The following is a 14,675-nucleotide window of genomic DNA, read 5'->3' on the forward strand; positions in this document are numbered from 1 at the left end:
AAGCTTGATTCCTCCTTCCGGATACGTTAAGGAAAGGTTCAATTCTATTCTATGATTGCAGGAATCGTCCCGATAGGGAGAACAGCCCGCGTCCAGCCGTTGTATACAAGCCCAAAATCAAGGCATGGACCTGTATGAAAGTGAGTACGGAGAGTGTCACATGCCCATAGCTGTGCATAGGATGCAGGAAAAATAACTGTTTTGTCATAAAGGAGCGAGCGGTTTTGAAAAAAAGAGGGAAGATCAAAACGAGCCAGAATGCAGCCAAACATCGTTTTGGGATAGACCCCGATACGAGTGAGCTTGCACTACTGGACCGGTTAAATGCAGAGAGGGAGAGGGCTAAGGCGAGGCAGCAGAGTAAATTGAATGCTAAGGCTGAATCCACTGCCTTAGAAGAGCCTGCCTCCAAAGAGAAGGCTTCTATTGCGGGTACGGTAATTGTACCTGTACCTGTACCTGTACCTGTACAGGAAGAGGAAACCGCCCAGGCAGCCCCTATCGCCCAGGCAGTCCCTATCGCACAGGCGCCACCCATTACCAAATCGGATCAAACGCTGCTGCAGGAGACCGTCACTAGCCCGGCATCAAATATAAAACAAGACACTCCACCCAGTCACAGCCTGATCACTGCAAAGAAAGAGCTGCTGGCAGAGAAACAGATGCCGGGAGGAGAAGCTTTTATTTACACGGAGGACATTAGCGAGCATGCTGTAACAGGTACACAGCTGGCCCCTTACGCCATCAACAGCGGACATATTAAACGGGGGGCTATAGGCAGCGAGGCTCTTCAGGAGTATGCGGTTACTGCCATTCATATTGCGGACCGGGCTATTGTGTCCTCCAAGCTGGCCGAGGCTTCTGTGCTTGATGAGCACTTGGTTAATGGAGCAATATCGGGAGAGAAGGTTAAGGACGCGTCGATAACAGGCGGCAAGATCAAGGACGGAAGCATCACTTCCAGGAAATTAAGCGACCAGAGCATCGATGCAGACAAGATCGCGGATGGATCCATCAGTACACGGCACCTCGCCAATCTGATCATTTCCAGTGAAATGCTTCAAGAAGAATCTATTACACAGGAGAAGATTGCAGGAAGTGCAGTAGGAACAAGACAGCTGGGGAATGGAGCCGTTCATAATTCCAAGCTGGCCGATGATGCGGTAACCTCACGCAAGATAAGAGATGGAGCCGTAACCTCTGGAAAAATTGAGGATCGCGCCGTTCTTGCACAGCACGTGGTGCAGGGAGGCATAACCTCTGAGCATCTCGCGGAGGGAGCTGTTGGCAAGCAGCACTTGTCTGCAAAGATTATTGATGCCGATCTGCTTGCTGAAGGGGCCGTCGGAGAGGCGCACATTAAGAAGCAAGCGGTAACCGGGATTCATATAGCGGAAGAGACGATTGGCGCGAAGCAGATTCAGAAAGGTGCCATCGGCAAAGAGCAGATCGGACAGTCTGAAATTTTGGGGCATCACCTGGCGGATGGGGTTATAGGCACCACGAAGCTAAGTGATCAATCCGTGGGTACCGCCCAATTAGTAGAGCAGGCTGTAACTTCTTCCAAGATTGCGGATCAGAGCATTCTCGCAGCCAAAATTGCAGACCAGGCGGTGCATACGAGACATATTGCAGGCGGTGCAGTAGGTTCTGCTCATTTGGCGCAAGGCTCTATATATGCGTGGCATTTGACCAAGGAGGCCATTGAGTCTCATCATATCGGCAATAATACGATCCTTGCCCAGCATTTGGGACCTGAATCTGTCATCAGCGCAGCGATCTCACCTCGCAGCATTCAGCACCTGCACTTGAGTGATAACGCAGTGAATACGAAGAATCTGCAAATCTCATCGGTTACTACAGATAAGCTTGCCGACAAGAGTGTAACTGAATCCAAGCTGGCATCAGGGTCGGTAGACAGTGGAATTATTGCAGATAATGCAGTTCGCAGTGAGCATCTGGCAGAGAAGTCGATTCAGAATATTCATTTGACGGCTGGCAGTGTCGGCAGGGAGGCCATTCAAGAGCAGGCCGTTCACACTGAGCATATCGCTGCTAATTCCATCGACAGCATTCACCTGAAGAAAGGCTCGATCCTCTCCGCTGCAATTGCAGACAACAGCATTAACACCAGGCATCTTGCTCAGGCAAGTATAACCGATCAGCTGATTAAAAATGGGGCCGTGCTTCCTCAGCACTTGTCAGACTATGCGGTTACATCGCTTAAGCTGTCGCCCGAAAGTGTCTCGACCGATAAGCTGGCCAATCTGGCCGTGACCGGAGCGAAGCTCGCAGACAGCAGTGTAACCGCAACGAAGCTTGCGGCACACAGTGTGCTGAGCGGCCATTTATATCCAGGGGCCATCACTCATGAGTCGATCCAGGCGAATGCGATTACGTCTGACAAAATAGCTCCTCAATCCATTCTCGATACGCATCTTGCAAATGAGTCCGTGTTCGGCAAGCATGTGGCAGAGCGGAGCATTCAAGGGTATCATCTCAAGAAGAGCACCATTACGGCCGAGCATTTGGCCAGTGATCTGCGCCAAGCAGAATGGATTCTTGATGAGACGATCACAGGAAGCAAGCTTGCCCGTGCGAGCATAGGCGAGGTTCATCTGATGAGCGCATCTATTAATGAAGACGCACTTCAGAATCAGATTATCGACCGTCATCATATAAAGGCAGCTGCCATATCCACTGAACATTTAGAGCATGGCAGTGTTCAAGGTCTGCATATTGTAGAAGCCGCGATCGGTTCAGGGCATGTACAGGACAGTGCTATTCGTGAGCATCACATTGCTCCAGATTCAATTTCTTCTTACCATATACAGCCTGGAACGATTGAAAGCGAACATATTCAGGCGCTGTCCATCACGTCTGGACTTATTAAAGAAGGTGCAATCGGCAGCTCTCACCTTGCTAGTGAAGCAGTGCAGTCCATGCATCTCATGCCGGGTCTGATTCAGCATGAGCATTACGGCATATCCTCCATCTCATGGGAGCATTTGATGCCGTTATCCATTAATGGTTCACATCTGCAGGCGGAGATCATTAGCTCCAATCATTTGCAGCAGTCGGCTATTCAATCCAAACACATATTTGAAGGCGCGATTCTCCCTTACCATATTCGGCTTCGCAGCATCAATGGGGCTCATATCGAGGAAGGGACAATTGGAGCCGAGCTGATTCAAGATAAGAGCATCACAGGCGATAAGCTGGCAGATGAGAGCCTTCCGGCTACAGTTCTTAAATCACGATCGATTACAGGAGAGCAGCTGGCGGAACGAGTGATTGAAGGACAGCATGTTGCAGAAGGAGCACTGTGCCCGGAGCACTTGAGCTTTACTCCGGTACGTTCGGCATTGAAGCACCCGGTTACACAGCAGTTTGGGCAGTATATTATTGCTTTTGAAGAGGAAGAAGCAGCTGAGCAGGAAGTGGTGATCTCCTTCGGGGAAGAGTTTGAATCCGCAGGCTATGTATTCGTCGCCATGTGTAATACGACAGACTTCCAAGTCAGCGTGATTGAGCAGCGTAAAGAATCCGTATTGCTCAAAATCAGACGTTTGAGCGGGGACAGCAGTGATTACGGCACCGTATCGTGGATCGCTCTGGGCACACAGCCATAATCCCCATTTCAGTAAATAAGCAGTGCAATCCCTGAAGGATCGGCAGCGGGAGAGCACTGCTTATTTTTATATACTCGTGAGGTTCAAGCGAAGATAGCAAGGACAGATGCCGTTGCTCTCCTTCTCTGAATGCATATGCTATACGTGAATACTCCTTAATAGAAGCAATGCCTGAAAAGAAGGTAGAAGGAGGACATACGGTGGGAGACAACAATCAAAAAATGAAGCGAAGCAGAACAGCTCCCAGCCGGTCCGGTAGCCAGAAACGGGTGCTTGACAAGGGAGGCCATATACAGCAAGCCGGAAAAATAAAACCGCTGAAGAAGCGTCGATCAACCAGACGAATGATTAAAAATCGCAGAACAACATCTCAAAATCCGGTTAAATCAGCTCCGTTGATCTCTGAGCAATTCATGCGCAATCACTTGAAACCCGAGATGCAGGAATCTGTCACTCATGAGCCACTGGTCTCTGTCATTATTCCTGCAATGAATGAAGAAGCCTTGATTGCCCGCATCATTCGGGAAGCGGAGAGGATCCATCCATTCACGGAAGTGATCGTTGTTGTCAATGGTTCCACGGATCAGACAGAGGCGAGAGCCATAGCAGCAGGAGCTCGTATTATTAGTTACTCAGAAGCTCTCGGTCATGATGTCGGAAGGCAAATCGGTGCTGAAGCGGCTAGAGGACAGGTGCTGCTCTTCATTGATGGAGATATGCTGATCCCTGCTCAGGACTTGAAGCCATTTGTTAGTGCAGTATTGTCCGGTATTGATATTGCATTAAACGATTATAATGGCCCCGTTAGTAAAGTGCCGGTTCATCCGGTCGTGGAAGCAAAGCACGCACTGAATACGATGCTCGGTCGATCGGATTTGAAGGGAGCCTCCATGACGGCCGTGCCGCATGCGATCAGCAGAGCTGCATTTGAAATGCTCCGAGAAGGGGGATTACAGATACCTCCTTTAGCTCAAGCCATGGCGATCAAGCAGGGGCTCCTTGTCAAAGCAGTACATCGCGTGCCCGTTGGGAGATTAAATCCGCTAAGAAGAAAGGATCGGCGAAACCAAGACCTATTGACCGGCGTTGTTCTGAGCGATCATGAAGAAGCTGTACGCTGGTTAACGCTGCATCAAGGGAGCCGCGGCGGATTTACGGATCTCCATAGGGCAAGGCACTTGGTAAGAGCGAGGTGAATAGATCATTTGAAGAACCGGGCTGTACGAATGAAGAGTTCGCGTGGGAGGAAGAAGCCAGGCAGCAGGAGGACGAAATTACCGGGCACAAAGGGGAAGCTGTCTGCTTCAGCACCAGTACGCTTAACATTACAGAATTCAGCTTCTGCCGTCGTTTCTGCATCGGATGAGGCCGGAACTCTCGGAGGAGTACTAAAGGAGCTGAGTCGTCTGCCTCTGCAGGAAATCGTGGTTGTGCTGAATGGATGCAGAGATAACAGTTATGAGATAGCACGAAAGTTTCCGGCTGTCACCATTGTGCATGAACCAGACCGGGTAGGACACGATGTCGGCCGCGCCATCGGAGCAGAGCTTACGACTTCTGATATTGTCCTGTTCACGGATGGGGACATTGTGATTAAGGCTGAGCGATTGGTCCCATTTCTGTCGGCCGTCGATCGAGGCGTGGATATGGCGTTAAATAATTTAACCTCCTATATTCCCGCATTTCCAGATCAGGATGACGTCACCCGAATGAAGACTTATCTAAATTCGGTGCTCGATCGGAGTGATCTTGCGGCTAATTCGCTTGTCGCAATACCTCATGCTTTATCCAGCCGCTGCATCAGAGAGGTTGGGTATCAGAGCCTGATGGTTCCCCCTGTGGCACAGATGCTGGCTTGCACAAAGGGGATGAAGGTTGAGGCAGTCAGCAAAGTGAACGTGATAACGGGCAATCGCCTTAGAAAAGACAATACAGGCAAGGGCAACGATGTGGAACGCATGATTATTGGCGACCATATTGAAGCATTATCGAAATATCTTGAAGCCCGTACAGAACGGGGAGAGCCTTCTACTCAATATAGAGCGGCCGTCGCCAGTTGGAGAAATGCGCCATGAATGTTCAGGAGATGACCAGCATTATTATACCTTCATACAATGGTCTTGAATTGCTGCGAAGCTGCATTGATTCAATACGGAAGTGGACAGAAGACCCTTACGAGATCATCGTCGTAGATAATCGTTCTACGGATGGGACCTACGAGTACTGCGTATCTGAACGTATCAAAGTGATCTCTCTGCCTGAGAATCGGGGATTTCCAAAGGCATGCAACAGCGGCTTGCGTATCGCCAGGGGAGGCAGCCTGCTGCTGCTCAACAATGATGTGACCGTGACACGAAACTGGCTGGCTCAGCTGAAACAGGGGCTGTTCAGCGACCCCGCGGTCGGTATTGCAGGTCCTGTCACAAACTATGCCAGCGGCATACAGCAGGTGGAGATCCCGTTTGACTCCAAAGCTCAGTTCTTAGATATTGCAGCAGCACATAATGAGCATGATCCTTCACGCTGGATAGAGGTCCCTCGAATTGTCGGACTCTGCTTCTTGTTCAAGCGGGAATTGCTGGAGAAGATCGGTTATTTGGATGAACGGTTCAGCCCAGGTCATTATGAGGACGATGATTACTGCTATAGGGCAAGGCTTGCCGGATACAGGCTGCTCGTCTGTGGAGATACACTTGTACATCATGAGGGCAGTGCCAGTTTTCGAAAATCAGGTGAGGACAGCCTGAGTCGGCTAGTGAAGCGGAATCATCAGCTGTTTATGGATAAATGGCAAGTGGATCCACTTCAATTTATATAGAAGGGGGAATGAAATTGAAAGGGATAATTCTTGCAGGAGGCACAGGAACGCGTCTTCGGCCTTTGACCCAGCTGCTTAACAAGCATCTGCTCCCTGTGGGCAAATACCCGATGATTGTATATGGACTCGAAACACTGCGCAAAGCAGGGATTACAGACATTATGCTGATTATTAGCAAACAGTCTGCTGGACTCTATATCGATTTTCTCGGGAGTGGAGCCGGGTATGGGGTAAACCTGACCTATCGGATTCAGGAAGAAGCGGGTGGAATCGCAGAGGCACTGGATTTAGCCAAGGGTTTTATTTTGCCACAGGAGAAGTTTGCTGTTCTGCTTGGAGATAATCTGTTTGCAGATGATCTTGCTCCTTTTGTCACCGCATTTAAGCATCAGAAGCCGGGAACAGCCAGAGTGCTGCTGAAGGAAGTCGATGATCCAAGAAGATATGGGGTTCCTGCATTTGATGCCGAGCATAGAGGGCTCATTTCATATATTGAAGAAAAGCCTGAGCATCCAGAGACAAATTACAGCGTTACCGGGTTTTATCTGTTTGATGCGGATGTATTCAACATTATTTCAGGCATATCTCCCTCTGCCCGCGGAGAGCTTGAAATTACGGATGTGAACAATGCTTATGCCAGAGCGAAGAGCTTGGAGTACGATATTCTCTCTGGTTATTGGAGCGATGCAGGGACATTCGAATCTCTCCAGGATGCAGCCATTCAGATGAAGAAGATCTTACCTTAAGGGAGCAAACAAGATGGAGCGAAGCAGGAAGCTGAATCATGACGGGCTGGCAGTCATTCACGCCGCGAAGAAGAGACGGCAGAGTTATACCGCCAAGAAGAAGGCTTCTGTCAGAAAAAAGGAATCGAAATTAAAGCCGACCCTGAGGAAAAAAGCAAATACCAAGAAGCTCAAGCATCCGCGTCATCGTAAGCCGCAGGCTCCGCTCCAGCTTGATCATGAGGGTCCGCTTCAGAAGGCTTATGCGGCAGGGTATAAAGAGGGGGTGTACCACGGCGGGGAGGCAATAGTAGAGCGGCTCATTCCAAGCGGAAGAATACTGCCAGGAGTTACGGCCGAAGCTCTCATTCAGTCAGGTCTCATGCAGCATCAAGCCGAGCTGCTTGAGATTACAGACAGTGTGCAGGTAGCGGATGAGATTCGGTCGGCGCTGGATGAACGCCGGTCTTTTTCGCTTGTGCGGCTGGGAGACGGAGAACTGCTGACCCTTGCATATGGGACGATCATTGCTAGCTCAGAAGCCCATGAGTTAGGGGCATTTCTACCTTATGCAGGGGTGCCTTTACCTGATGCTTCTGTTCAGAGTCTCCTGCTGGACTCCATCCAGAAGGCGGATTATGTAGGTGTTCCCATGTCCAGGCGGCCCGAATTCCAGATGCTGCTGTTTGCCATTAGCAAACATTATGGCTGGAGCTTAACGCAGAACCGGCTGACAAACTCACTCATTAATTATCAGCTCCATCATCATGGCCTGCTCCTGCCTCTTCTCGCTGAGCAGCGTGTTCTTCTTATCGGAAACAAAGCCGCAGAAACAGCGGATAGGATGATGGAGCAGGGGGTAAACGTTGTAGGGAGTATTAGCCCGGTGCGTGGATTTGAAGATATCGAGCGGGTATTAGAGCAGTGCCGGAGGTATGAATTTGATATTTGTTTAATCGCTGCGGGAGTTCCTGCGGTCGTTCTTTGTCAGCGCATAGCGAGTGGAGCTAATAAAGTCGCCATTGATATCGGTCATCTAGCGGATCAAATGATACTGGAGATCCAGCAGTGATGCAGCTGTTCTTGAAGGAGGTAAAACAAAGATGGCTCGAAAGACCAAGAAGCAGATGCGGAAGACGCCGCGGGTGACTCCGTTTCAGGAAGGATTTCAACAAGGATACGATCAAGGTGTGGCTCATGGCCTTAATTCATACGGTAAGTGGATGGAAGGACCAAGCATCGTCATTCCAACCTATAATCAAATAGATATGTTGAAGGGCTGCATTGCCAGCATTCAGGCGTACACCTCTCAGCCTTATGAAATTGTAGTCGTGGATAACGCATCGACGGATGGTACGGCAGAATACCTCAGGTCTTTAGACTTGAATGTCAGATACACGGTGCTGGATAGCAATCTGGGATTTGCAGGCGGTGTTAATCATGGTCTGATGATGGCCAGAGGGCAGTATATTGTCGTGTTAAACAACGACGTTGTGGTGACACCGGGATGGCTCACCAATATGATGAGCTGTTTGGACAGTGATGCTGGAATTGCCGCTGTAGGACCTGTCACCAATTATATTGGAGGAGAACAGCAAATAGAGGTTCCCTACACCGAAGTGAGGGATATGCTTCCTTTTGCAGAGAGGTTTAATAAGCCTGATCCCGGGAAATGGAAATATACCGATCGTCTTGTCGGCTTCTGTTTATTGTTCCGAAGAGAGCTGCTGTATGACATTGGATATTTGGATGAAGGGTATCGCATTGGCAATTATGAGGATGATGACTGGATGATTCGAATCAGGCTGTCGGGGAGGAAACTATGCATCGCGGGAGACAGCTTTATTCACCATTTCGGCAGTGTAAGCATGAAGAGTATAGGGAATTCACAGTTTGAAGAAACCAATCATCGGAATGCGAAGTTTTATGAGGCAAAATGGGGAAATCCGCATCAGCTGATTCAGGAAACGCTGCATACGAATGGTGCAGCATATGATCTGTTTGGAGTGCGAGGTATTCCGAGCTATCAATTTTATCCTGATGGCAGACTGATCAAAACAAGCGGCAACAAGCTGTACTGGTTAAACCAGGGTCATAAGCATCCTCTAGAACTGCAGGATTCGCATCAAACGGCGGTCTTTGATGAAGCGGTTCGGCTGTCTCGTTATGAGCTTCAGTCCATCCCAACCGGGGATATCATTCAGCTCCGTTTAACCGAAGAATTACAGCTGCAGCAAGCAGAGAAGATGACGATTGGAATTCCTGATGGGAGCATCATGACTGTCAGCAGTGCTGAGGCAGCACAGCCTCTATTTCAATTGAAGGATGGTAAGCGAAGGCAATTCATTACGCCGCATGCAGCTGAGTGCTGGGGCATTGACCGGAAAGACATCTATGAGCTTACGACCGAACAATTGCAATCCATTCCACTAGGTCTTCCAATTATTGCTCCGCCTATACTGCTCAGTCCCCTATTATAAGATGAAACGCGGGTGCAGGAGATCAGTGTCAGGGTGATATTCGTTAATTCATAATCAAACCGGACCCCTTGAGTTGATCTCAAAGGGTTCGGATGTTGTGCTTGAAAGGTTAAAACTTGATTATGGTTTCCAATTTTAATAATATTTTCAGTAGAGAAAGTGCAGCTGCCCTTGTCTGCCTATCCAAAATATCATTAGGGCCTGAAAAATAGGAGATTACATGAATTTAATTGACGTCGTTGAACGATTATTTGATCAATATGGCTATTATGTATTGTTAATTGGCCTGCCTCTGGACTTTATCGCTTTGCCGATTCCCCCTGGCAACAGCACGCTTACATATACGGGATATCTTGTTTATTTGGGACTGCTGGAGTGGCTCCCGGCCTATCTGCTGGCACTGACAGGAGCATGTCTCGGAGTGACGATTACCTACGCGATCGGATACAGATTTGGGTCTCCCTTGGTGCATCGGTTTGGGAAGTGGCTGTCCATTCATCCGGATTTTCTTGAGAAAACAAGAAAACGGTACGACAAATATGGGGAGAAGCTTTTGCTCTTTGTTTTTTTTGTTCCGGGGGTCAGACAATTTATCGGCTATTTTATAGGTATTATTCGACTTCCGTATCGAACCGTAGCTACCTATGCATATGGTGGAACGGCACTGTGGGTGACCGTGTTCTTCCTCATCGGCTATCTCTTCGGTGAGCAGTGGAAGCAGGTATTCAACATGGTGGAGAAGTCGCTGACACGCACTCTTATTCTGATTGGAATTGTCTTTGTCTTGTACCAGCTGGTAAGATGGATCCTTCGAAGAATCCGAAGAGCTCAGCAGAATCGAGAGTAAGATGGTGAATCTGCCATGATTACAATATTACCGCGGCCAAGCATTGGATGAGAGCATCCAATGCTTTTTTTAGTTCAACGCATTTCTGATCCCCCCTGTTCATTAAAATATCCACGGCCACATGCATCTCTAACAAGCACTGAGTTCCGGGGCCATGCATATGCTATGGAAGGCAAATGCTGATGAGGCCGGAATTTGATCTTGAGTTGTATTTTAAGAGGGAGGTTGGATCCAGTGCAGCAAAAACTCGATGAAGTGCTCGCTCATCTAGCGCATGCTCATCAACAAGTCGCAAGAGTTCTTGAAGCAGAACGGCATGTGAATGTGCGTATGGCAGAGATGATCAGTGTAATGCCGGACATGTTGCCTCATTTCACCGATATGCAGGGACTAATCGATGGAGCCGGGCAATTAAATTCAGGAATTGTAACCTATTTGAGCAATTTGGCTGATCTCGAAGAGATGATTGCCGATTCCATTACGCATATCGTTAGGGAAATGGCTGCATCGGATGAAGAATAGAAGCAACAAGGCGGGTGAGAGTGATGAGCAGAGAGGAATCTATGCTTCAAATTATGGACGCTGCCGTTAAGCTGCAGCATAATATATCTCTGATTCTGGAGGCTAAGGCGCTGGAAGCGGAGAAGATAAGAAATTGGTCTGTTAATCATTTAAGCGGGGCAGTATTCGAGAGCCATGAGGATCAGTTGAATATGTCGCTTAAGCTGCAGGAGCATTTAATTGAGCTTCTTGAGGGAGTTAATCGGATGGAAGCCGGTCTGAACAGCAATCTGAAGGCCTTGTTAAGCCAAGGAGAGCAGGATGGCGGTTCGTTTGATTCTATGATGGATCTTGATGTGGGTAAGTGATGAGCCTGTTAACGAGAGAGAGGGAGGCGAAGCTTGCTCTGCTGGAGTCGATTGCGAGAAGCCAGACTGCACTTTCTCGTATGCTGGAGACGATAGCAGATGGCTATGAGCTGGCAGTCATTCCTGCAGCACAGTTAATGAAGCATATTGACCTCATCGCCAAATGTCAGCAGGAGATGGCAGAGAGCATCCATGGGATCTCACTTGAGCCGATCAAGAAAGGCAGTCCTGCTCCCCCCTGGTATCCTGATGAGGATACAGCGTTTGTGTTGCTCCGAAATACGTGAGCAGTACGGCTCAATTCGTCATACCGTGAACTGTTTCATCGTTGATTAAGTCCACAGGAGGAATAAATATGAAGAGAAAAAAAAAGAGGGTAACGGGTTCCGGTACAAAGGCTGGTGCCCGCGCTACATCCGTCAGAAAGAAGAAAAAGGTCACCGGAGTGACCAAGAAAAAGCTGACCAAGATGACTTCAAGCAAGAAGAGAGTAAAGAAACGGTTATCTCCAGCGGGCAAGAAGCGTCAGCTCCGCAAAAAACGTGTCCAGTCTCCACGAGAAACCATCGCCGCACCGGAGTACAAAGACGCATACAGCGAAGGCTTCAACGCCGGGTTCGCTCAAGGATTCGAAGATGGACATAAACTGGCCTATGAGGCGCAATAATTTCTTCATTTTTTGAATGGTATAAACTGTTTTCAAGCCGACATTACTTCGGTCACTTGTAGACAGTTTTTCTTTTTTTACGCAGGGTACAAGCCCTTTTTATTTTTGAAACTTGGGCTTAAGGTAAGAAACCAGGATAGATGTACTCGGGGCAAAAGCCAAATTTGTACAGGTGAGGACAACGGTCCATGATGCATTTGACACCCTGGCATATAGTTAGAAGTGATTACACTATACCACTTGGGCGAGGGTGAGAACGAGAGGTGAACAGGACGAAGCGGAGGCTGCAGGGTTATCAGGATGGATATGAGCAGGGGATACGATATGGCGGATGTGAAGCGGTGCTTGGCAGAACACAGCCATTTACTCCCGTGCTTCGAGATCTGAAGGTCATGTATGTACCTCAGGGATTTGATGCGATTGATGAAGGGATCATCGATGCACTGAACTCTTCTGTTCGTGAATGCGTGGTGGCAGATCGTTCTGCAATGGCCCGGAGCGCTATGGAGCACACCCCTGATCTGGTGCTCGTGTTAAATGGACTTCATATCTTCCCCGAAGATCATCTTGCACAGATACAAGAGATTCGATCACACGGAATCCGAACGGCCATATGGTTTGTCGATGATCCCTATTTTACAGAGGAAACAGCATCGATCTCCCAGCATTATGATCTTGTGTTTACACATGAGCTGAATACAGTACCGTTCTACAGCAATCTGGGTGCTGAGCACGTGCATTATGTTCCGCTCGGAGTGAATACCTCGTTGTTCAGACCGCGGCAAATTGCACCGGAATATCGATACGATATCGTATTTATTGGCAGTGGATTCTGGAACCGAATCGCTTTGTTCGATGCGCTTGCTCCTTACTTGAAGAACAAACGTGTGATGATTGCAGGAGGGGAATGGGATCGGCTGAGCAATTTGGAGCTGCTTCGTCCATTTATTCACTCAGGCTGGATTCCGCCTGCTGAATCTGTGAATTATTACAATGGAGCCAAAATCGTTATTAATATGCACAGACCTTGCGAAGCGGGATTAGATAATCGAAATACCCATCAAATTCAGGGCGGCTCTATCAATCCCCGCACGTATGAGATCAGTGCCTGCGGCACGCTCCAATTGACGGATGTACGAGATGATCTGACGCTGTATTATCGACCGGGATATGACATTGAGACCTTTCATACAGCACAAGACCTCCAGGAGAAAATGGAATATTATCTTACGCACGAACAAGAGCGTCTGTCTGTTGCCTGGCGAGGTCTCATGACGACGAATCTGCGCCATACCATGAAGCACCGGCTTGAGATGCTGCTAAATCATGTTTAAAAACAAAAGGAGGATGATAGGCGTGGCTGTGAGACAGAAACCAAAGAAAAAGGCTTCTTCAACAAGAAGATTTGGCTACAATTCCGAATCTCTTGTGCACAGACAGCAATTTCAAAGAGGGTTCGATGACGGCTATTTGAGAGGGCGCGCCAATTTTTTGATGAGCCGGGCTCAGGAGCCTCTGCCGGTTCGCCCCATTCAAGTTGTATATATCTCCTCAGGGAAGGGCTTTCCCTACTCACCGATTGATCAAGCGATTATTGAGACCTTGCAGACGCTCTGCTCCGCTGTACACATTGTGAATCCTGATGAATCTGCGCTTGAAACGGTACGGATGTTTATGCCGGATCTTGTGCTTGCACTGGATGGAATGTTCCTGCCTGTGGAAGTGGTAGATCAAATTCGAGGCTTAGGGGTTCGAACCGCCGTATGGTTGACGGATGACCCTTATTATACCGATATGACCCTAAACATTGCTCCACATTATGATTATATTTTTACACTTGAGCTCAACTGTGTTGAAATGTATCGTAATCATGGGTGTGCTGAGGTGCATTATCTGCCGTTCGGCGCCTTTATTCATCACTATTATCCTAACATGACGCCGACTGCTGTCCGCAGAGATGTCAGCTTCATCGGCTCTGGCTATTGGAACCGCGTGCAGTATTTTAATCCCGTACTTCCACAGATCATGTCTCACAATACGGTGTTTAACGGGATATGGTGGGACCGACTTCCCGATTACGAAATGTATCGCAGCCAAATTGAACTCAATCGCTGGATGAGTCCTGAAGAGACAAGGGACGTGTACAATGGAACGAAAATCGTCCTGAACCTGCACCGTTCACATGAGGATGATTCGATGAACAACAACAGCATTAAGATCCCTCCTCTATCCCCCAATCCCCGCACCTTTGAAATATCCGCGTGTGCTACCTTGCAGCTTACAGATGCCCGCTCCGACCTGATTCGGTTCTACACCCCGGGTGTCGAGATCGAAACGTATGAATCTCCGACCGAAATGATAGAGAAGATTGAATTTTATTTGGCAAATGAAGACAAGAGAAGAGAGATTGCGCTTCGGGGATTCGAACGTACCTGGAATGAACACACCTACAGTCATCGCTTAAACAGTCTGATGCAGATTATATTCGGATGAGCTTACACAGTGATGTGGAAATTGTACGAATGGTATGGTTCATTTGTCGTGCCGGTCATATTTAAAGACAGAATATATTGTGGTTATAGTGTACCTGGAAAAAGGAGGTGAAGGCACCCTTTGATATCCGTAATCCAGTGGAAA

The 14,675-nt window shown here is 48.4% G+C and carries 14 protein-coding genes; all 14 read left to right on the forward strand.

The genetic code is table 11. From position 1 onward, the window contains the following. Nucleotides 1–224: 224 nt before the first annotated feature. The 14 genes from BK126_RS24185 to BK126_RS24250 all read left to right on the forward strand — a co-directional run bounded on the left by BK126_RS24185 (nt 225) and on the right by BK126_RS24250 (nt 14,531). Nucleotides 225–3,632, forward strand: a complete 3,408-nt coding sequence (locus BK126_RS24185) for a WIAG-tail domain (protein ID WP_076315066.1) — start codon at nt 225–227, stop codon at nt 3,630–3,632. Nucleotides 3,633–3,832: 200 nt separating this feature from the next. Then, entirely contained in the window at nt 3,833–4,828 is a 996-nt protein-coding gene (locus BK126_RS24190; protein WP_256703027.1) for a glycosyltransferase family 2 protein, read from the forward strand. Nucleotides 4,829–4,837: 9 nt separating this feature from the next. After that, a complete protein-coding gene (locus tag BK126_RS24195) occupies nt 4,838–5,707 on the forward strand; it encodes a glycosyltransferase family 2 protein (protein WP_090726869.1) in 870 nt (289 codons plus the stop codon). Further along, complete coding sequence (locus tag BK126_RS24200; protein ID WP_076315067.1) at nt 5,704–6,450, forward strand: glycosyltransferase family 2 protein; 747 nt, start codon at nt 5,704–5,706, stop codon at nt 6,448–6,450. Before BK126_RS24195 ends, BK126_RS24200 begins: the two co-directional genes overlap by 4 nt. Nucleotides 6,451–6,464: 14 nt before the next feature. Continuing rightward, nucleotides 6,465–7,196 carry a sugar phosphate nucleotidyltransferase gene (locus tag BK126_RS24205; protein WP_076315068.1) on the forward strand — a complete coding sequence of 244 codons (732 nt, stop codon included), beginning with the start codon at nt 6,465–6,467 and terminating at the stop codon, nt 7,194–7,196. A 13-nt stretch (nt 7,197–7,209) separates the two neighbouring features. Continuing rightward, entirely contained in the window at nt 7,210–8,247 is a 1,038-nt protein-coding gene (locus tag BK126_RS24210) for a GT-D fold domain-containing protein (protein WP_083656160.1), read from the forward strand. A 31-nt stretch (nt 8,248–8,278) separates the two neighbouring features. Beyond that, on the forward strand, nt 8,279–9,655 hold the full coding sequence (locus BK126_RS24215; RefSeq protein WP_076315069.1) for a glycosyltransferase family 2 protein: 1,377 nt from the start codon (nt 8,279–8,281) through the stop codon (nt 9,653–9,655). Nucleotides 9,656–9,875: 220 nt separating this feature from the next. Beyond that, nucleotides 9,876–10,502, forward strand: coding sequence for a DedA family protein (locus tag BK126_RS24220; protein ID WP_076315070.1), 627 nt, complete (start codon nt 9,876–9,878; stop codon nt 10,500–10,502). Between the two features lie 234 nt (nt 10,503–10,736). Beyond that, nucleotides 10,737–11,024, forward strand: a complete 288-nt coding sequence (locus BK126_RS24225) for a nucleoside-diphosphate sugar epimerase (protein ID WP_076315071.1) — start codon at nt 10,737–10,739, stop codon at nt 11,022–11,024. Nucleotides 11,025–11,047: 23 nt separating this feature from the next. Beyond that, nucleotides 11,048–11,371 carry an alpha-helical endospore appendage domain-containing protein gene (locus BK126_RS24230; RefSeq protein WP_076315072.1) on the forward strand — a complete coding sequence of 108 codons (324 nt, stop codon included), beginning with the start codon at nt 11,048–11,050 and terminating at the stop codon, nt 11,369–11,371. Beyond that, nucleotides 11,371–11,658, forward strand: a complete 288-nt coding sequence (locus BK126_RS24235) for a hypothetical protein (RefSeq protein WP_076315073.1) — start codon at nt 11,371–11,373, stop codon at nt 11,656–11,658. The genes BK126_RS24230 and BK126_RS24235 overlap by 1 nt, the downstream gene beginning before the upstream one ends. 68 nt (nt 11,659–11,726) lie before the next feature. Next, on the forward strand, nt 11,727–12,038 hold the full coding sequence (locus tag BK126_RS24240; protein WP_047913612.1) for a hypothetical protein: 312 nt from the start codon (nt 11,727–11,729) through the stop codon (nt 12,036–12,038). Nucleotides 12,039–12,301: 263 nt separating this feature from the next. Beyond that, nucleotides 12,302–13,372 (forward strand): CgeB family protein, encoded by a 1,071-nt coding sequence (locus tag BK126_RS24245; RefSeq protein ID WP_083656162.1) that lies wholly within the window; start codon nt 12,302–12,304, stop codon nt 13,370–13,372. A gap of 22 nt (nt 13,373–13,394) precedes the next feature. Beyond that, complete coding sequence (locus BK126_RS24250; RefSeq protein WP_076315074.1) at nt 13,395–14,531, forward strand: CgeB family protein; 1,137 nt, start codon at nt 13,395–13,397, stop codon at nt 14,529–14,531. The last annotated feature ends 144 nt before the right edge of the window (nt 14,532–14,675 follow it).

It is taken from the genome of Paenibacillus sp. FSL H7-0326, assembly GCF_001955535.1.
GTDB lineage: Bacteria > Bacillota > Bacilli > Paenibacillales > Paenibacillaceae > Paenibacillus > Paenibacillus shunpengii.

Coding starts and splice junctions, on each gene's coding strand:
- BK126_RS24220 (WP_076315070.1), top strand. CDS start 9,876: ATGAATTTAATTGACGTCGTTGAACGATTATTTGATCAATATGGCTAT.
- BK126_RS24215 (WP_076315069.1), top strand. CDS start 8,279: ATGGCTCGAAAGACCAAGAAGCAGATGCGGAAGACGCCGCGGGTGACT.
- BK126_RS24230 (WP_076315072.1), top strand. CDS start 11,048: ATGAGCAGAGAGGAATCTATGCTTCAAATTATGGACGCTGCCGTTAAG.
- BK126_RS24235 (WP_076315073.1), top strand. CDS start 11,371: ATGAGCCTGTTAACGAGAGAGAGGGAGGCGAAGCTTGCTCTGCTGGAG.
- BK126_RS24240 (WP_047913612.1), top strand. CDS start 11,727: ATGAAGAGAAAAAAAAAGAGGGTAACGGGTTCCGGTACAAAGGCTGGT.
- BK126_RS24200 (WP_076315067.1), top strand. CDS start 5,704: ATGAATGTTCAGGAGATGACCAGCATTATTATACCTTCATACAATGGT.
- BK126_RS24210 (WP_083656160.1), top strand. CDS start 7,210: ATGGAGCGAAGCAGGAAGCTGAATCATGACGGGCTGGCAGTCATTCAC.